The sequence below is a fragment of the Streptomyces clavifer genome (assembly GCF_036345975.1).
Lineage (GTDB): Bacteria > Actinomycetota > Actinomycetes > Streptomycetales > Streptomycetaceae > Streptomyces > Streptomyces clavifer.
The window spans coordinates 86409-105106 of record NZ_CP107794.1 but is presented as its reverse complement, the minus strand read 5'-3'; the positions used below and the strand labels follow the sequence as shown (position 1 = coordinate 105106).

Here is an 18698-nt window from a genome sequence, read left to right as displayed (position 1 = left end):
TGGGCACCGAGGCCACTTTCTCTGTCATTCGCGTCGCTGAGTCGGTGGTGCTGGTGTCGGGAGCACGCGGAGCGTTGTGCCGGGTCGGTCCGGTTCACGGAGCTGCTGGTTCTCCAGTTGTGCGAGGTGCAGGGCCCCCACGAGTGCTTCGATGTCGGCCTTCAGTTGCTCGATCTCGGCGGCGTCCACGGCCCGCAGTCCTTTCAGTTTCGCGATCTGCTTGCGCAGTCGCTTCTCGCTGTCGGGGACGTCGCCGCGCGCGCGGATCTGTTCGTAGAACTGGTTCTTGAGGTCGGTGTGGCGTTGGGTGAGGGCGTTTCGGGGGACGTCGGCCTCGATGGCGAGGGCGACGATGGTCAGGGCTCCGCCTGAGCGCTCCGGGCAGCCGTTGAGGATGCGGTGGCTGGCCGCGCGGATGCGGTCGCGTTCATCAGGGGCGGGTGTCACGAGCCGGTCTCCTGGTGTCCTGGTGGGCGGTGATGCGGATGCGCTCGTGTTCGGCTACCCCAGATCCTCAGGGCTGCTGCGTGATGGCGCAGTCGGTCAGTGAGAGGGCCGGGGACCGCTTCCGTGTCCGCTTGGGCTTCGAGGGCGGCTGCTCGGCGTGTGAGCTGGGCGGCATGGTCGTCGGTGCGGGCGATGTTCGTGCACGACGGGCGGCACCGGTCGAGGCTCGGGCTGTCGGTGGTGTCCAGTCGGTGGCACAGGGCTCGGTCTCGGTCGTAGACGCACATCACGAAGGCGTGCGGGTTGTCGTAGACGGCCAGTTGGGGGTTGTCGAGGATGTCCCGGGCCTGCCGACTGGTGCGGATGGCCCCGGTGAATGCCGGGGCCTGGCCGGCTGCCCGGATGGCGCGGCGGGCTGCCGGCCCGGAGATGCTTGCGCCTGCTTGGAGGTCGGTGTGGAGGGCGGTGAGGGTGTCCGCGGTGGCGCGGGCGGTCTCGATGTCCAGGAGGTCGTGGATGCCGTCGCGGCTGCGGGATGCGTAGCCAGCGCTGACGGCGGTGCGCAGGTGGCCGTACTGGATCGCGAGGGCGACCAGTCCTGCGGGGCGCCGTGCGATGTGCCAGGCCAGCGTGCGTCGGAACGGGCGAGGCCGAGGTCGCCGTGCGGATCGTCGGGGACGCTCTCGTGCGGGCGGCTGAGCTGACGAGCGAGGCCGGAGGCCCAGCGGGCGAAGTCCTCGATGCGGGTACGCAGTCCTTCGTAGCCGAGCGACGTGGCCGTGGCCGCGCGGGTCTGCTGGAAGGCGTGGACGGTGGAGTCGAAGAGCAGGCCGCGGTCGGGGACGAGCGTCTCCGCTGGCGTGCTTGAAGACACGCCTGTGGATCAGGTGGCGCCCGGAAGCCAGGGCGGGGCAGCATCCAGCTGTCAGGCCCAGGACTTCACCGGGACGCATGCTGGTGAGGTAGGCGATGACGATGAAGCAGGCAGTGCCCAAGTGCCGCATCAGTTCGCGGGTCTGGGTGTAATCGATTGCCGTGGTCCACGGCCGGCCCTCGACGCGCCCCGCGATGGGTCGTCCCCAGGGGACAGTGCCCCGGATGGTCCGAACATAGGCCGCCAGGCCCTGCCACCGCTGGGTGTCGGGCTCGCGGGGCGGGACAGCGCGTCGCAGGACGCGGTCCGAGCGCATGCGTCCCAGCACCTGCACTGGGAGACCTTTCAGGCCAGGCCGGGAACGGAGCCAGCATCCACCACGACCAGGATGTCCCGATCGCTGTCCGTCCACTGCCCGGCCGCGACCAGCCGCTCGACGAGCTCGCGCATCTGCCGAGCTGTGACAGTGGCGCCCGGCGCCAGACGTAGTGCGTCCAGCGGCGTGGTCCAGGAACTGCGACCTGTCTCAAGTGCGCAGATCACAGAGTACGGCCAGCCGGGAACGGGAATGTGCCGATCTTTGCCCCGGCCGTAGGTGTGGCACAGGATCCGCTGCGGTGAGGTGTGCGCTACCGGTGAAACGCTCCCCGTTGCGGTTTGTGGCGAGAGGGAGCGGGGGTGGCTACGGTAACCGTCGTCATGCCCTGATCGGAGCCTTGCCAGACGCAAGTCCTCCCGGCGTCACCGGCGGCGCCGCTGCCGGGGAGGCCACACGCGCCCCTGAGGAAAGAGGTCCATGATGCCCACGCCCGGCTTCCCGCCGCACACGCTCGACCCGGAAGGAACGCCGATATGGATCACTGATCTCGCCTCCGACGACCCGAACCACATCCTGCACGTCGTGCACGGCATCGAACCGGCGGAGGCGCTGGAAAGGCTCGGCGCCAGGACGAGGTTGATGCGGCCCTGCGAACTTCTCGACAGCAGGCCGGACGAGTGGACGTCACTGCCGTGCGCGGCTCTCGGTGTGGACCCGGGATCCTCCGCGGCACTGTTGGCTGGACGCGTCGGCGAGTGGACCTTCGTCTACGACGACTCAGGGTTCACCTTCGAAGACGCGGCGGAGGCACTGTCCGCCGATGGACGGACGGCGGCCACGAGCGTGTTCAGCATCAACGGAGACGCCAGCCTCACCTATGCCGTCGACGGCAAGCAGGTCGCATGGGTCGACGTCGACGGTCTCGCCCTGGAGGAAGATCTTCCCCGTATGCCCGCCGAACTGCGCGCGGCATTCGAAGCCGCCGGCACCGTGGAGGAGGAAGGCATCGAGCCGGGCGAGGCCGACAGCTCCATCGCCATGCGTGCCGTCTGCGCTCTGGCCGACCTCCCACTCACCCTGAGCGCCTTGCGTCAGGTTCCGCTGGTAGTCCTGCCATTCGGCTGACGGTGCTGCCCGTGACGTCGGACGGGCGAACGGCACCGTCCGACCGCCGGGGGTGTCTTCGGGGGTCTGCTCGTGGCGCCCTGTCATCGACCGCCAACCGGTGTTCCCTTCCGAGGAACCGGAACACGCAGCCGCGAGGTGAGAGCGCGACGCTGATGCCCGATGCCATGCGGGCCGATACCGCCGCCCCGAGACCGCAGGTCTCGTAGTGGACCACCGGCGCCCGGCTCGGCACCAACTGGGTGACGGGCCTCGCCTCCCACGAGCAGGCCCGGCGGAAGCGCGCGGCGGCGCTGCGGACCGGCCCCCTCACCGTGCAGCAGAGCCGCATCGTCCACCTGGATCGGGAGTTCAACGGACCCATGCCGAAGCGCATCCCCGCACTCGCACCCGAGCAGCAAGCAGCGAATCATCAGCGGCTCCTGGCCGCTCTCACCGACAAGGCGGCCTGACCATGAGCGACACCGACAACGCGATCGTCACCCTCGACGGCTTCCTCGACGACGAGACGGTCCCCGGCGACAACAGGACTACCACCGCCCGGTTCCGTCTCACCATCAGCCCGACCGACGACACCATCGAGGAGACGATGCTGCCCTGCGCGGTCACCGACGCGAACCTGGCCATCTCCGTACTCACCGAACTGGTCCCCGGCGACGAGCTCCGCGTCACGGGTTACCTCCGGCTCCCCCGCGCCCCCGACGAACGGCTGTGCCTGTACGTCCTCACCCTCGAAATCCTCACCCCGGTCCCCGAAGCCGCGGCAAGCGAGATGAGCATCGAGCGCAACGGCCCCTATCTCTACGTATTCGACGCCGACCACACCACCGTCCCCGTCTGGACCGAGACCGGCACCTGGGTCGGCACCGCGGAAGACCCCGCGGCCATTGCGCAGCTCCTATCTGACTACGAGCGACGGCACTCCACCGGGAGCTCCTGACAGCACAGCTCCCGCGGGCGCACCCAGGCACACAGAAGGCCCCTACCGGAAACCTTGGAGTTCTAGCGATTGTTGCAACATCCCCGCGTCGGCGGGGAGGACGGCGCGGCCCACCGCGGCCGTATTCTCGTCCCAGTTCTCCCCGCCGACGCGGGGGTGTTCCGTCGGGACGGCGGCATGGGGCGGGCGCCGGGTTCGTGCGGGCGGTCCGGTGGGGTGGCCGGGTGGTTCACCGGGGTGCGCGGTGTCGGCGGGGCCGGCCGCCTCGACCTCGCGCGGGTTCGCGTCGATGCTCACGGTTGCCACGCGGCGGGCAGTTGCGTGTCGCAGTCCGGGCAGAGGTAGGCGACGAGCTCGCTGGTCGGCTCGGCATGGACGGGTTCGGGGGCGAGGTGGTTGCACTCCCCCTTGATCCACTGGTCGGGGTCGCCCATCTCGGGGGCGGGGGTCCAGTTCGGTGCTCATGCCTCCACGGTGGCACGAGCAGGGCGGAGCATTGCCCCTGTCCGCCAACCCCGCTGCAATGAACCGGAGTTAACGGCTGACAAACGAACCGGAGTTCCGTAACGTCTCTGACGTAAGAACAATATCTATCCAGGTCTGTCGCCCCGGAGGCTACGTGAAGATCACCGTCACAGTGGAAGGACCCACCCCCGACTTCCAGACCAAGCTCCTCGCCCTCCTCGCCGAACACGCCGGCCAAGTCAGCGCCGACACCACCTGGACCAAGGACCGAGCCTCCCGTTACTACCTCGCCCTCCCCCAGCGCGCCCAACGCATCGTCAAGGAAGCAGCCGACCGCAGCGGCTACGTCAGCGCCGACGACCTCCGCGACAAAGAAGACACCAGCCTCCGCGGACACAGCGCCGCCCTCAAGCGCATCCTCGACAGAGGAGTACGGGAAGGCTGGTGGCCAGACGGCATGGAGGCCCCCATCCAGGCCCAGGGCCCCGGCTTCGGCAAGGTCGTCGGGTACCGGATGCCGGATGCCCTGACTGGGGTGTTCCGCATGGCGATCTACAACTGGTCCCGCGACTGGGCGGCCGCAGAGAAAGTCAAGACGTGCACACCCGCAGAACAGGCGACCGCCTGCCTGCACGGCCACGTCCCGCAGTGCCAGTTCGCAGAGCCCACCCAGCAGTGAGGAGCACGACCATGATGGTTCGACCGGCAGTTGCAGAGGGCCAGCTCTACCGTGACCTGGCTCCGGACATGAAGAAGCGGCAGCGGCAACTTCGCGTCGTCGCGACAACTGCCACCCACGCCAAGCTGATTGCCGAGCACGACCTCGGCAGGAAAGCCGGATACACCACCACGGCCAGCCTGGCCCGCCTAGGCAGCAGCGCCTTTGAGCTGATGGAGGACCCGGCCGACACGGACCCGCTGTACCTGGCTCTCCTGTCGGCCATGAGTCGAGCGCACCGACCCGGTGCCACACCGGCCGACTATGCCCGCGCCGCTCTCACCGTCATCCGCACCACCGAGCAGTGAGGACCACGACCATGCCGAATCCGCAGCTGACCACCGCAAGGTTCCTGTAGCGCTCCATCGAGGACGAGCAGCGACGGTTCACCCAGGAGGCTGACCGCCTGGCCGAGCAGGCCGCAGGCATCGCCGCAAACCCGCCCGCCGCCGGACGTACCACGGTCTCCGGTGACCTGACCCGCCTCATCCAGAGCGCTACGTTCCTTCTGCAGCGCGCCGCCAAGATCGAAGCCACGATTGAAGCGGCAGGGCTGATGACGTCCGACAACCCCACCGAGCAGTGAGGCCCAGAACCATGAACACTCCCGCCGAACTCCGGTGCCGCGCCCAGGACCTGGAGAACAGGGTCCCGCCGGTCACAGCTGGCCCCCGCACGGACGACGAGCGGATGTGGCTGGAGAAGGCCGCAGCCCTCCGCGCCGAAGCCGACAAGCTCGACAAGACAGGACAGTGAGGACCACGATCATGGTTGAGATCAGCGGCCAAGCTTTCGAGGAGGGCGACATCGTGCACTTTGAGAACGCCACCCTGCCGAAGAACCGGACTAGGGATTACACGATCACCGCAGTCACGCCCCACGGAATTGAAGTCCGGTCGAGCGACTTCCGCTACAGGTTCACGTTCGCGACCGCCACGCGCATCGGCATCACCCGCGCCACCGAGCAGTGAGGCCTATGACCATGAACGACCTGGACGTCTACGAGCACGAGACTGACGCATTCACGCCGAGACGCGCGCCATCTTCGACTACGAAGCCGCCGTCCACGGCAGCGGCCTGAACGACTGCTTCGATGTCTTCGACATCGAGCACGTCCGCTGGCACGAGACCGAGTTCGGCCAGGACCAGACCCGCGACATGCTCCGCGAGCACGCCGGGATGCTGAACACCTGGTACCTGTCGATCGACGCCCTCCTCGGCAACATCCTCACCTGCACCGTCGAGTACACCCGATACAGCACTGCGGCCAGCCGATACATCAAGACCGCAGCCGAGAAGTACCATCGCACCCGACAGAACTTTGAGCACGTGACGACTATCTGGTCACTCGCCCTCCTCGCAGGAGGCGCCGACGCAGACTACCCGCCCCCCATCAGGGACGTGAACTACCCGATGCAGACCCTGACCGTCGAGTAGTAGCCCGCACAGCACGCCGCCCCGACCAGTCGAAGTGGTCGGGGCGGCGTCGTGTCAGCCTACGCGGGCCCATCCTCGACGAGCGCAGCAGCCCGGGTATCCGCGTACGTCCGTACCCGGACCCCCGGCTCGCCCGGCACCCGCCACGGCAACGACGGCCCCGACGTCGCCCACCACGTGCCCAGCTGGTTCACCGCGGCCACCGCCGTCGCCTCGTCGCCGGCCACCACCTCCACCACGACCAAGCCCGGCTCCGACAGATGCGTTTCGTTGATCGGTTTCACACGCATTACCCTGCCACCAAAAGGGCGGCGGCGAGGGCGCCAAGCACTGAATGCACATCCTCACCGAGATCAAGAACCGCGGCGTGAACGACGTCCTCATGCTCGTCTGCAACGGGCTGAAGGGCCTGCCCGACGCGGTGGAGACCGTCTGGCCCCAGACGATCGTGCAGACCTGCGTGGTCCACCTGCTGCGAAATTCCTTCCGCTATGCAGCCCGCCAGGACTGGGACAAGATCGCCAAGCTCCTCAAGCCCGTATACACCGCGGCAACCGAGGACGCCGCACTCGAGCGGTTCGCCGAGTTCGCCGACACGTGGGGCAAGAAGTATCCGGCAATCGTCCGGCTCTGGGAGAACGCCTGGGAAGAGTTCACTCCCTTCCTCCGCTTCGACACCGAGATCCGCCGCATCGTCTGCACCACCAACGCGATCGAGTCCGTCAACGCGCGGATCCGACGGGCGGTCAAGGCCCGCGGCCACTTCCCGAACGAGCAAGCCGCCCCTGAAGTGCGTCTACATGGCGATCAAGTCGCTCGACCCGACCGGCAAGAGCCAAGCCCGCTGGACCATGCGCTGGAAGACAGCCTTGAACGCCTTCGACATCACCTTCAACGGCCGACTCTCCGCAGCACGTCAGTAACCCTCAACAACCCGAGTTGCACCGTTCGTTTGGCTCTGTTCCGTAGCCGGTGGTGATGTTCCGTTGTCACAACAGGAGGATGCGGTGGCGGAGGAGGTCTAATCCTGCTCGGCCATGCAACTGCCTCATGATCCGTTTGGTGCGGGCGTTGACGCCTTCGGTGCGGCCGTTGTGGTGGGGCAGGGTGAGGCCGGCGTTGACTGCGGCGCGGTCGAGTTCCAGGCCGTTGCAGAAGCTGTGTAGATGGGGCAGGTCGGCTGCACGGACGCCGGCGATCCATTCGGTGAGGCGGGCGTCGTTGCCCTTCTCCAGGGTCAGTAGCTGGGCGAATGTGCCGACGACTCTGGCAAGTTCGGCTGTCTCGGGGCATGCCGAGGTGAGGGTCGCCAGGAGGGCAGTGTCCCTGGTCCACAAGTGTTCGGGGAGTGTGAGCAAGAGCCGGGTCGCGTGGCGCGGGGTGATCACCGGCCGGTCTCCCTCGGCTCGTCCCTGGGTGAGGTAGCGAACCAGGAGGTAGTAGCTGCCGGTGTAGCCCTGGGCTTTGATCTCGTGGAACAGCTGGGTGACGGTGACTGCGGGCTCGGTCGCACGTCGAATCCGTAGGTGCTCGCGGTAGGGGTCGACCAAGGTGGTCCGGTAGCGGGGCGCGATGCGGTCGGCCAGGGGTTCGGGGATGCGGGAGTAGCGCTTGACGGTGTTCAGGGTCAGGTAGAGGCGGCGGGAGCATTCCAGCAGTCCGACCCGCCCCATCCGAGGAGATCGTGGATCTGGTGCCAGCGCTCGCGGACCGTCTGCTCGTGGACCCCGCCGGGGCGGGCCGGTTTGACCGTGGCCCAGCACGAGGCATGGGCCCGTACTACGGCCAGGACCTTGTCGCACAGATTCCGCCACAGGTGCCATCGGTCGATGACCTGCACCGCGTCGGGCAGGGCCCGGCGGATCGCCTCGGCATAGTCTCGATGCCGGGGTGCTCGAACAGCCAGGCTTCCAGACCAGCAACCTCGCGGCCGGGCAGCACGTCGATGCGCTCGCCTGTTTCGGCGTCGATGATGATCGTGGCGTACCGGTGCCGGCGGCGTAGGGCGAAGTCGCCGACCCCGACCACTCGCGGGGTTCGCACCACGGGTACGGGGATGCGCCGCAGCAGGCGCAGGGCGGTGGCAAACGACATGGGCACGGCCAGGAAGCGGCTGAGCCGGGCAGCCGCTCGGCCGCATAACTCTTTCACTACCGCACTAACCTGACTGGTCAGGCGGGTGGTGCGGCGTTGGACACGCTCCATCAGCCCGGGGACCTGCTCGCGGAAGGTCTGGCGCCGGCATTCCAGAACCGGGCAGACCAGGCGTCGCACCTGGACGTGGACCACGACCTTGCGGCCGTCGACCGGCACATCCGCCATGGTCCGGCCGTGGTATCCGTGGACTTTCCCGGTCAGCACCCCGCACACCGGGCAGGGCGAGGGAACATCCCGGGTCCGGGCCGCGACCGGATCACCTCACCGTCATCGGTCACCTCCTCGATGACCAACGCCGAGAGCCCCGCAAACACTGTTTCTATAAGGGCGTTGAAATCTCGCATGTGGTGTCAACGAAACCCGTCACGCGCCGTCACCACCGACTACGGAACAGAGCCTTTCCCTGGATACTCCCCTGACCCGCTGGTTGGACAGTCCGTCCGCGCGGTTCGGGAGATCGGCCACAACAACGGCCGTGTCGGCTTCCCAGCTGGTCTCACCCTCCACTCCCCCAGCGCTAGCCTGCTCGTTCTCGATGATGACCTGGTCATCGACCAGGGGGCTGTTCATCACAGTCGGTTGCTTTGAGCTCGTAACACGATCATGATCAGGCCTTCTTGAGTCGTCTCCAGCAGATGAGGCTGCAGGCGAGGGAGACGAAGGCGTCGTGGAGTTCGGTGCGGCGTTCCCAGCGGACGGCGAGACGTTTGAAGTGGTGGAGCAGGGCAAAGGTCTGCTCGACGACGTAGCGGAGCTTGCCGATGCCCTTGATGTTGGGTGAGCCCTTGCGGGAGATGACAGGCAGGATCCGTCGGTGACGCAGCTCGTCGCGGTGGGCGTTGGAGTCGTATCCCTTGTCGCCGAGCAAGGCTTCTGGTCGTCGGCGGGGCCTGCCGAAGCGGCCCGCGACGGGTGGGATGCCGTCGACCAGGGGGAGGGTCTGGGTGACGTCGTTGACGTTGGCCGCGGTCGTGATGACCTTGAGCGGGGTGCCGCGTCCGTCGCAGATCAGGTGGTGTTTGCTGCCCGTCTTCCGCCGGTCGACCGGCGACGGACCGGTGTCGGGTCCCCCTTTTTCGCGCGGATGTGGGAACCATCCACGCACGCCCGCGACCAGTCGAGCTCGCCGGCCGCGTTCAGTTCGGCGAGCAGGACCCGGTGCAGCCGGTCGAAGACTCCTGCCTTCTGCCATCGGTCCAGACGCCGCCAGCATGTCTGTCCCGAGCCGAACCCCAGCTCCAGCGGCAGCAGTTGCCAGGCTATGTCGTTGTAGAGGACGAACAGGATGCCCTGCAGGCAGAGCCGGTCCGGCACCGGTCGAGGCCCGGGCGACCGCTCCGGCCACGGCGGCAGCAACGGCTCGATCAACGCCCACAACTCATCGTCCACGATCCACGGTCGAGTACCCACACCTTCACGAACGGCGGAATCGTCACACCGGTTACGCCCCGCCAGCACGCTTCAGCAAGATCGTGTTACGAGCTCTTTGGCAGTTCGGAGGGGCATGGTGTGCTATCACGGCGTGATGGAAGGGCACCTTTGACCACCTATCACGCCGTGATAGGTCTGCCACGGTCCCTCTGGGCTATCACGGCGTGATAGCCCAGAGGGACCGTGGCAGCCTCAGTGGTCCGCCCTCGGGCAGCGCAATGCTGCTCTTCCTTGCAGAGCGACGATGCCGATGAGAGATCGGCCTGGGCGACTCCATGCTCTGATCATGCTGCATGGCGGTGCTCCCTTGCTGAAGGTTCCGACGCTGCAGCACCGTTGATGGGGCTGCAGCTCGCCGTCAAGGACGACGGTGACTCGACAAACGGCAGAGACCTGACACTGGTGGGGACGATGGCTGCCATGTGGCTTATCGCTCCCCCGGTTGCCGAGGCCGACAACCAACCAGGCCCCCTGTAAGCGAGGGTTCAGGAACACAGCTTCTGACAGCTTCACCCGCTCCCCCGCGACGCCCTCTACAGATACCCCGAGGCGGCGAACACGCGCGCACTTGACCTATCACGCCGTGATAGGTCCCCGTATGTTCCTGACCTATCACGGCGTGATAGGTCACATTCCCGTGGCCTCCAAGCATGCCGTTGTTGCGTTGTGATCACACCCCACGGCCCAGTAGGCGGCCAGCGGGCCAGTTCACCTCGGTCCACAACGCCTGGTGGAGGAGCACGGGAACGGACGGGACTCGGGTGGTCATCGAGGATCTGCGGGTGAACCGGCGCCAAGCCATTGGGTAGGTCGACACGGACCTGGCCATCGCACTGCGGACCGGCGCTCTGGCCTCCGACGCCCGTTGCCCTCGCGGTGCGCTAGAGCCGTCCAGGCAGAGGGTGTACCAGGCCTCGGCTCCTACCGCCTTGCTCGCACCCACACCCCGAGCCGAAGCGCCCGGCAAGGCCGCCAGACCGCGGCAGCTCCCACTTGACTGTCCTCAGGACAGAGGGCAGTCGAACGACGTTCCTCGGAATTTCAGCGTCAGCATTTCGTGGATGCAGCTGCGCAGCTCGAGCTGGAGTCAACCGGTGGGAGCCACGCCACCCGTTGCGGGGCTCGGCAGGGACGGGTTCGTCTACCAGGCACGACTGGGGAGGCTGGCGCCGATCCGATCGCGGGCGATCGCCCGGGATCTGACCATAGGTGGCGAGCCCAGGCGCAAGCGTGGTCATCCTGATGTTCGAGGGCGAGCTATGCGATCACCGGAATGAATCTCACCGGGGCCACCGAATCGTTCTCCACGGCCAAGCTGTGGTGCAGGTCTGAGGAGGCGTGTCGAATCTCGCTGTTCGAGGGTGGAACGACAAGGGCCGAGCAGACCGAACCTCGGGGTGGGCGTCGGAGAGAATTGCAGCAGGAGGTGCGGGTGCCCCGCGATGGCGTCACGAGCGGCCTGGATCGTCCAATCAACCAGATATCCGTGCCACCCATCGCCACTGAGTCCTCAGCGATCTGGAGATAGCCTCCACGCGATCCGACCCCGGTGTGCTGACCCGTGCGGTCTCGGCGACCAGGTGAAGGGTTCCACATGGAGCACAGGGGACCGGTCGTGAAGCTGCGCGAAACGCTGGGGGAGTAGAGGACCACCAGACCTGCTTGATTATCACGCCGTGATAGGCCTACACGCGTTCCCTGCCGATCACGGCGTGATGGTCACAGTTCCGGAGTTGCTCCGCGGCCGCATTGCGGTGATACCTCGGAACCCTCGAGTGATTGCAGAAGTAGTTGGGGACGAGCGGCCGCCTCAGGCTGGGGCGGTATACGGTTCTGGCGCTTCCTCGGCACAGGATCAAAGCTCGTCCGGCAGGCCGCCCGAACATCCTGCTTCGAGCGTGGCCAGCAGCATCTTGTAAGTAGTTGTCGAGCGGGCGGCCTATGGCCAGGCACCGAGCGGTGCCTCGTCCGCCTCGTTCATCCCCTTGTGCCACCACCTCGGCCAGCCGCGTACAGCCCTGCGAGCGTGGGGGTACTGATGTCGTGCTGCCATGTTGCGGCGTAGCACCAGGACGGACCTGGCGATTGAGGGTGTACCGAGGTCTCTGTACTCCGGAACCGACTCGGTGCCGAGCAGGCTGGCAGTCTCCTTGCTCATGATGTGGCACCCTCTCTGCGGCTCGTTGCTGGACCAACACGATGGGTAGTTCTGTCTTGAGCCGGAGCGCGAACCTGGGGTCGGTGTGGTGAAGAGGCCTAGCTCGATCGATAGCCGGCAGTCGGGCGTAGGTCTTCTGGAGCAGTCGCGGGGCTCCCGACGTTGCACCCACCCGCCCCAACCGCACTGTCAAGACCCGGGCTCTGTCCGTATACCTGCGATGGCGCAACCAGGACCCCCAACGTCCTCACGGCCCAACAGCGCAAGAGCCTTTATCCGAGGGAAGAGGGTCATCCCCTGTGGAGATTGCGTCACCACGAAGGTGGCCTGAGTTGCGGCACCTGCCCTTGGTGCACCTTGATCTCGGCCGGCTTGAGTCCGTGAATCGCTGACCAGGGCGGGCGTGAGACCTGTACGTAGTGGTCGTGAAGACCGTCGCCGCCGGAGGCTTCGCATTGTCGGGTGAGGTCCAGCGTGAATACCAGAGGACCGTCGAACGCATAGGTCTCGCACTGGCACAAGGCCGTCGGCATCGGGGGCGTCCAAGATGTGGAGCCGCCGTCGGCCGAAACATGGAGGGCAAGTCAGACATCTTCTGTGATCACGTCAGGACTCGTCAGGGGTCCCAGTTCACCCTCAAGAAGTCCCAAATATTCGTCCACTGACAGTCTCCGTATCTGCCCGTGCTACTCCTCCAAGGCGACCGGGCCGAGCTACCCAAACATCGAAGCCTCAGAGTGGTAGCAGCCTGGAAGGCTGCATTCCGTGGAGTGAGCCCTTCAGGCTCGGTCCACCCGGCTGCAATCCGCCGTCCTGCCACTACGGGCGACTTCATGATCCTCTTCGGGTGGCTACCGCCGAGCACTACATGTGGCAGGCGTTCCTGGGACTTGAGCCGGGTCGACGCCGCTGGTGATGGCAGTTGTGGCCAAGCGCTCCTCGGCACCGCTGGTACAGGGCCCGCTGACCTATCACGCCGTGATAGGTCAGCTTCCTGTCTCAACGGGTACTGACTGGCTCGCCGAAGTGTGCCGACTGCCCTGTCGGCCTCATCGAGATGAGGTAGTAGTTCGGAGGGAGTACCTGCGCGTTTTGGTGAGAACGAGCCCTTATGATCCGTTTGCTGCACCGCACCTCCAATGCTCTACGGCCTTGGTGGCCGCGTTCGACTTCGGTGATGCTGCCGACTTCGCTGGGATGGAACACCCTCCCGCTCCGATGTGACCTATCACGGCGTGATAGGTCACGAGGCAGTCGTTGCTGATCTCAGTCAGTCGTTGCCTGCTGTCTTTGCGTGCACTGCGTGACCGGGCGTCAATGACGCGGCGTCGAAGAGTGGAGTGGGGGGCACGCAGCTCACGGGCTCGCTGTTTTGCCGCGTCCACGACGTGCTGTGGTGGGGTATCACGGCGTGATAGCCCACCACAGCGAAAAAAGACTTCATAGCTAACGCGTGGCGTACCCAATTGATCTTTCGCGTTAGTAGAGTGACGAACTATGACGTCACCTGACTCCAGGGGCGACCGCGAGAAGGTCGTCTCGAAGCTGCCCTCCTGGCTCCGCCAGGAACTGAAGATCCGCGCCGTCCAGCACGGCATCGACATGCAAGACGCCGTCGAAGCAGGCATCACGGCGTGGCGCGGACTCGGATCCAACCTCACGTCCATCGACACGAGCGGTGCGGAGTCCTTCGCGACCTTCCTGCCCGCCGATCTATGGTCGGACTTCCGCGCCGACTGCAAGTCCCGCGGTGTCTCCCTCATCCAAGGCCTGGCACAGTCCGTGCGGGTGTGGCTCGATACCCATCCCGCCCCTGCCGTGAAGCGGCCCGAGATCGTCCGACGCGTCATCGTCTGCAACCAGAAGGGCGGCGTGGGAAAGACCGCGATCACTGCGGGCGCAGGGGAGGCCCTTGCGGAGGCCCCCACGATGCTCGTGCCTGTGCGCGTTTCCAAGCACTTCGCGGCACTCCTCGTGGAGGACGAGGACAGCACCCGCGACCCGCTCGCACTCGAGGACCTGCCCGGCCTCGGCCAGCGAGTCCTTCTCGTCGACTTCGACCCACAAGGTCACCTCACGCGACAGTTGGGCCAAGAGCCTCTTCCCATGGACGGGGACTCACTCACCAACCACATGGCAGGGGAAGGCAAGGGCGATCTGCGTGACCTCATCGTTCCGATCGACGGCGCCCGCTTCGACGACAGGCTCCACCTCCTGCCCGCGTGCACTGACGCCTTCCTCCTCGACGTACGCCTGGCGTCCGTGCGGGCCCGCGAAGCATCCCTGGAACGCGCTCTATCTTCGATCGAGCCCGACTACGACGTCATCCTCATCGACTGCCCGCCCAGCCTCGGCCTGAGCATGGACGCCGCCACCTACTACGGACGCCGCCGCCCCCAGGAATCCCCCGGCAACTCGGGCGCCCTCATCGTCGTCCAAGCCGAAGACAGCAGCGCCGACGCCTACGGCCTTCTCACATCACAGATCGAAGACATGCGCACCGACCTCGCACTCGACGTCGACTACCTCGGCCTCGTCGTCAACCACTACGATGCCCGCCGCGGATACATCGCCACGTCATCTCTCCAGTCCTGGATGGACATAAAGGATCCCCGTGTCGTCGGTGTCATCGGAGATTTGAAAGAACAGAAGGAAGCCGTCCGAGCCAAGCGGCCCCTCCTTGACTACGCGCCCCGGTGCGACCAGTCCGTCGCACTCCGCGCCCTCGCCCGGGAGATCAGCAAGTGAGCAAGGCCAAGAACCTCGGCGCCGGGGCATCCTTCGCACAGGCCCGCCCCATCAGCGCCCGCCGCGCCGCCATCGGCGCGGCCACCGAAGCACACACCGACGGAGTCCCGGATCCCACTGAACTCCCCCTCGGTGTCATCAGCCAGAACCCCGACAACCCGCGTGAGGAGCTGCGCGACCTCGACGGGCTGGCTGAGAGCATTCGCGAGATCGGGCTCGTCAACGCCATCACGATCGCCAGCGTGGAGGCATACCTCTCCGAACGACCGGACCGGGCAGAGGACCTCGACGAAGGCGCCCGCTACATCGTCATCGACGGCCACCGCCGTCTCGAGGCCGCCAGGCTCGCCGGCGCTCCCAGGATTCGGGTCAGCGTCGACAACACCCTCGTCTCCACCGACGAGTCACTGCTTGAAGCCGCGTTCGTCGCCAACGTCCATCGTGATGACATGAACCCGCTCGAGCAGGCTCAAGCGCTGCGCAAGCTTGTCAAGTTCTACGGCTCGCAGAGCAGAGCGGCCAAGAGGCTGGGTATCGGGCAGTCAACCATTTCTTCGAAGCTGTCGATCCTCGACATCGACCCCGAACTTCAGGCAGATCTCGTCGCGGGGCGCCGCACGATCGAACATGTTCGCAACCTGTCCAAGCTGCCCCCAGAGGAACAGCGACAAAAGGCAGACAGGCGAGCCGCTGCTGGCAGCGAGCAAAAGTCTTCGACGGTGCACAGCGGGGGAGAAGAGCAGGGTTTCGTCCTCGCGCGACCTGAACCGCCGACTCCACTACAGATCACACCGCCAGCGCAGGCGGAGCTATCACGCCGTGATAGCCCTGCTTCGCAAACGAGGGAAGATGCCGTCCCCGAGGAGTTGCCCACCCAGCGAACAGAACCCGCCAGCCAGCAGGCCGAGACCACGCAGCCTGCACACCGGGAGTCGGTCTCCGTTCCGGTCGGGACCGCGGCCAATATCAAGATGCCCTGGCACGACGCCAACGCTGTGGCTGAACTGGTACTGCGGAAGATGGACTCCGAGCAGCAGCAGGTACTTCTGGCGCGGCTTCTCGCCGTTCACGGCCAGGCCGCCGGCCACTGACTGTATCGCTGGTGAGGCCGGGGGAGGGGGAGTGGCATGACTGCAAGGAGCCTTAGCCGCACCGGCTTCGTAGGGGGTAACCCACGTCACAGGCCAGCTATTCGGAACGAGCCCCTCGATGGCATTCCGGCCGTTCAGCTCTTGGCGCCGCTCCGCTGCCCTCGATCCAGGCGGCGGAGCGGCGCCCCTATGCGCTTCTCAACAGAGCCGCTCCGCTTGGCTCGCCTGCCACAGAGCATCCGGTGATTCAGCGTCGTCCTTTCGTGTTCCCTGTTGGGGAAGGCAAAACGTAGAAAAACGACAAAAGGTGAGAAACGCGACTCGCTCAAGGGTGGCCCTGGCGGCCTAACTCTCAGGGTTTGGTATGAGCCGACCTGGACGCCCCTGATAGCCCGCCAGGGAGCCGCACACGGGATTTTGGTCTCCGAGAACCTCCCAGGCAGCCTCAAGGCTCAATGACAGAGCTCGTGATGAGACTGACGCGTGCGAAAACGTGATGCGGTGAGCCCACGCAGACAAGAGTTCGCTTCTCCGCGCTCGATGATCTCGTAGCCCTCCTCGTCCACGACGAGGACGCCCGGCCGCAGGTGCGTGCCGAGCTTGTTGGTCAGACGGCCGGCGGCTTCGGCGGCTTTGAGGTTGCCGTCCATGTCGTCGAGGCTGGTGAAGTAGACCGAGTAGCCGGCCTGGCAGGCCGCGACCGCCAGAGCGAGAGCGATGTGCGTCTTGCCCACTCCGGGCGGGCCCAAAGGGGCGGCTTTCCCCTTGGCCTCGACGAAGGAGAGGGTGGCCAGGCCTTTTACCTTGCGCGGGTCGAGGGCGGGCTGGAACGGGAAGTCGTACTCATCGAGCCTCTTGTGGTGCGGCAGCCGGGAGAGCCGCAGACCCTGCCGGAACCAACGGTCGTCGCGGACGGCCATTCCCTCGGAGAGGACCATGTCGAGGAAGTCGAGATAGCCCATCTTCGCCTCGTCTGCCCGGCGGGTGAACTCATTGATGGCTTCCGCGAGGTGGGGCAGGCCGAGCTTTCCGGCCGTGGTGCGGATGCGGTTGCCGGTCAGCTCGTCATAGACCGACGACGGCTGGCGCCCGACCCCGATCCGTGTTGCCGCGGCCCGGTTCAGCAGGGCCTGCAACGGGCCGGTCTCCTCGCCCTGCGGCCGTTCCTGGCGGGGGATGTCGCCGGTTCGGACCGTCGCCACGGGCGGTACCTCATGCCTCTTACCAGCAAGTCCAGGCAGTCGAGCGAGGAGAAGCTCGGGCGTGCGTCAGGGTTACCGCCTTTCGCGGCGTGCCCTCTTCGCCTTCGTCTTCGAGGATGAAGTCGGTTTCTCTATGGCGCCGACGCAGGCGAAGACGGCACGCCGCGGCGCGGCCCGGACCCCGGTGGTGAGGGAGGGTTTGTGGATGCTCCCTCAGATGGAGATCCATCACTGCGCTGACCTGCTACAAGCCTGGCCACCGCTCTCGGCTGATCTATTGGCCCCGTCGCGACGAGTGCTGGCGTGAGGGACCCAAGTGCTTCTCCTGTCGCGACTACCGCGACCTGCTGATTGCCGCCCACCAGCAACTCGGCGGCCCGATCGTGCTGGTTGCGGCTCTCCACGCCCACTGGTCGGTACATCCTCGGCCGTTGGGGGCCTCCGGTGGCCCGACGGGGCCTTCACGCCGTCGGGCGGCCGCGGCTCGTAGGGGGGTGTAAGAGCAGCGTGGCTAGGGCCGACGTTGGCTAAGGGGGCATACATGGCGACTAATTGGTTGGCTGCGGCTGCGTCCTGGCGTGCTTTCGTCGGCTTAGGAGGGTCGAGCGAGCGAAGTTTGCTGCCGACCAGTAGCAGGGGGTACGGATGTGTACGCACTGGGCGGGCAATGCGGGATACCTCGCGCGACTGCCATCCGACGAACGCTGAGTGATGCGCTTCGCTTGGAGTGGCCGGTCCTACTACATAAGAGAGCGCAGACCCAAAAGGCCCTCTGACCTGCACAGATGACCTTGTTGACCAAGACCTGACGATCTGGCACACAGATCCTGGCATCGCGCACCCGGATCCGCTGAGCAGGGCAGGCAGTTCTTACAGCCGTGGCACCCATGCCGATAGAACCGTGACCACGACCGTAGGAACCGACCAGATCGACGTGAGGTTCATGAGCGGCGCCGTACGTGCAGGCGGATTGGAGCTACGGATCCACGCGAGGTCAGACGACACGCCCTGAAGGCGTGGTTCATGAACCACGCGCTCATGTACGTTAAGTTCATCTAGTCGGCCTGAGGGTCGCCAAGATGCACGTACAAACAATGTCCCGTTATGGAGGGCCTGTTGGGAGCAGTACGCAGGCTGGTTGATGCGGACACCGGCGAGGCCATCCCCTATGCGCCCTACGCCTTCTCCGGCGAGCACATCCAGGTGGACAAGGCGAGAGTCGCAGCGATCACCGAAAGTAAAGAGTTCACCCCGAGCCAGAAGTACCTGGTTCTGTGGTGGATCGGGGTCTCGCCTCAAGGCATGGCGCCGTTGAGGGCAACCGGCGCGGACATCGGCAGAAAGGTCGGGATGACCGCTGATGCTGTTGGCAAGATCAACCGAAAACTACTCAAGCGACGCATCTTGATCGAGCGCGGGCGGATCGGCAACTACAGGCTCTACCGAATCAGCCCGTACATTGCCTTTCATGGGACTGGGATTGAGCAGCGGGAAGCTATCAAGTCGTGCAACCCGCCGGACATCCCGGGCTTCGACAACATGACCCCTTTGCGGTGGGAGGCCCAGTGAACAACGAAGACAAGCGG

The 18698-nt window shown here is 66.0% G+C and carries 16 protein-coding genes and 4 pseudogenes; 11 read left to right on the top strand and 9 right to left on the bottom strand.

Annotated elements, in window-relative coordinates; all coding sequences use genetic code 11:
- Nucleotides 1–24: 24 nt before the first annotated feature.
- Nucleotides 25–447: a hypothetical protein gene (locus OG927_RS34085; protein WP_056792763.1), complete on the bottom strand. Its 423-nt coding sequence runs from the start codon at nt 445–447 to the stop codon at nt 25–27.
- 1136 nt (nt 448–1583) lie between these two features.
- A pseudogene (locus tag OG927_RS34080) lies at nt 1584–1957 on the bottom strand (transposase); the annotation flags it as partial.
- A gap of 163 nt (nt 1958–2120) precedes the next feature.
- On the opposite strand from OG927_RS34080, the gene OG927_RS34075 reads away from it, so the two are divergent.
- The 3 genes from OG927_RS34075 to OG927_RS34065 all read left to right on the top strand — a co-directional run bounded on the left by OG927_RS34075 (nt 2121) and on the right by OG927_RS34065 (nt 3705).
- Nucleotides 2121–2765, top strand: a complete 645-nt coding sequence (locus OG927_RS34075) for a DUF6461 domain-containing protein (RefSeq protein WP_330321436.1) — start codon at nt 2121–2123, stop codon at nt 2763–2765.
- A 242-nt stretch (nt 2766–3007) separates the two neighbouring features.
- Entirely contained in the window at nt 3008–3217 is a 210-nt protein-coding gene (locus tag OG927_RS34070) for a hypothetical protein (RefSeq protein ID WP_330321435.1), read from the top strand.
- A 2-nt stretch (nt 3218–3219) separates the two neighbouring features.
- Nucleotides 3220–3705 (top strand): hypothetical protein, encoded by a 486-nt coding sequence (locus tag OG927_RS34065; protein ID WP_330321434.1) that lies wholly within the window; start codon nt 3220–3222, stop codon nt 3703–3705.
- Between the two features lie 293 nt (nt 3706–3998).
- Here OG927_RS34065 and OG927_RS34060 read toward each other — a convergent pair whose 3' ends face one another.
- Nucleotides 3999–4139, bottom strand: coding sequence for a hypothetical protein (locus OG927_RS34060; protein WP_157866867.1), 141 nt, complete (start codon nt 4137–4139; stop codon nt 3999–4001).
- A gap of 185 nt (nt 4140–4324) precedes the next feature.
- Between OG927_RS34060 and OG927_RS34055 the strand changes: the two genes are divergently transcribed.
- The 4 genes from OG927_RS34055 (at nt 4325) to OG927_RS34040 (ending at nt 5859) form a co-directional block, all read left to right on the top strand.
- Complete coding sequence (locus OG927_RS34055; protein WP_330321433.1) at nt 4325–4849, top strand: hypothetical protein; 525 nt, start codon at nt 4325–4327, stop codon at nt 4847–4849.
- An 11-nt stretch (nt 4850–4860) separates the two neighbouring features.
- A complete protein-coding gene (locus OG927_RS34050; protein WP_056792974.1) occupies nt 4861–5196 on the top strand; it encodes a DUF6354 family protein in 336 nt (111 codons plus the stop codon).
- 289 nt (nt 5197–5485) lie between these two features.
- Nucleotides 5486–5644, top strand: a complete 159-nt coding sequence (locus OG927_RS34045) for a hypothetical protein (protein ID WP_157866866.1) — start codon at nt 5486–5488, stop codon at nt 5642–5644.
- Between the two features lie 11 nt (nt 5645–5655).
- Nucleotides 5656–5859, top strand: coding sequence for a hypothetical protein (locus OG927_RS34040; RefSeq protein WP_124283633.1), 204 nt, complete (start codon nt 5656–5658; stop codon nt 5857–5859).
- 28 nt (nt 5860–5887) lie between these two features.
- On the opposite strand, the gene OG927_RS34035 is transcribed toward OG927_RS34040, so the two are convergent.
- Nucleotides 5888–6217 (bottom strand): hypothetical protein, encoded by a 330-nt coding sequence (locus tag OG927_RS34035; protein ID WP_124283634.1) that lies wholly within the window; start codon nt 6215–6217, stop codon nt 5888–5890.
- Between the two features lie 167 nt (nt 6218–6384).
- A complete protein-coding gene (locus tag OG927_RS34030; RefSeq protein WP_241192076.1) occupies nt 6385–6609 on the bottom strand; it encodes a DUF6207 family protein in 225 nt (74 codons plus the stop codon).
- A gap of 26 nt (nt 6610–6635) precedes the next feature.
- On the opposite strand from OG927_RS34030, the pseudogene OG927_RS34025 reads away from it, so the two are divergent.
- Nucleotides 6636–7248 (top strand): annotated as a pseudogene (locus OG927_RS34025) (IS256 family transposase); the annotation flags it as partial.
- Between the two features lie 66 nt (nt 7249–7314).
- On the opposite strand, the pseudogene OG927_RS34020 reads toward OG927_RS34025, so the two are convergent.
- From OG927_RS34020 to OG927_RS34010, 3 genes and pseudogenes are all read right to left on the bottom strand, one after another.
- A pseudogene (locus OG927_RS34020) lies at nt 7315–8826 on the bottom strand (ISL3 family transposase).
- A 19-nt stretch (nt 8827–8845) separates the two neighbouring features.
- Nucleotides 8846–9052: a hypothetical protein gene (locus OG927_RS34015; RefSeq protein ID WP_124283635.1), complete on the bottom strand. Its 207-nt coding sequence runs from the start codon at nt 9050–9052 to the stop codon at nt 8846–8848.
- Between the two features lie 37 nt (nt 9053–9089).
- A protein-coding gene (locus OG927_RS34010; protein WP_330321432.1) for an IS5 family transposase occupies nt 9090–9892 on the bottom strand; the annotation gives its coding sequence in 2 pieces (ribosomal slippage) (nt 9090–9572 and nt 9575–9892; 801 coding nt in all).
- A gap of 3676 nt (nt 9893–13568) precedes the next feature.
- On the opposite strand from OG927_RS34010, the gene OG927_RS34005 reads away from it, so the two are divergent.
- Nucleotides 13569–14819, top strand: coding sequence for a ParA family protein (locus OG927_RS34005; protein ID WP_056792970.1), 1251 nt, complete (start codon nt 13569–13571; stop codon nt 14817–14819).
- Nucleotides 14816–15910, top strand: coding sequence for a ParB/RepB/Spo0J family partition protein (locus OG927_RS34000; protein ID WP_330321431.1), 1095 nt, complete (start codon nt 14816–14818; stop codon nt 15908–15910). The genes OG927_RS34005 and OG927_RS34000 overlap by 4 nt, the downstream gene beginning before the upstream one ends.
- Before the next feature lie 521 nt (nt 15911–16431).
- On the opposite strand, the pseudogene OG927_RS33995 reads toward OG927_RS34000, so the two are convergent.
- A pseudogene (locus OG927_RS33995) lies at nt 16432–17010 on the bottom strand (ATP-binding protein); the annotation flags it as partial.
- Nucleotides 17011–18228: 1218 nt separating this feature from the next.
- Between OG927_RS33995 and OG927_RS33985 the strand changes: the two are divergent.
- Complete coding sequence (locus OG927_RS33985) at nt 18229–18681, top strand: MarR family transcriptional regulator (RefSeq protein WP_056792976.1); 453 nt, start codon at nt 18229–18231, stop codon at nt 18679–18681.
- Nucleotides 18682–18698 lie beyond the last annotated feature (17 nt).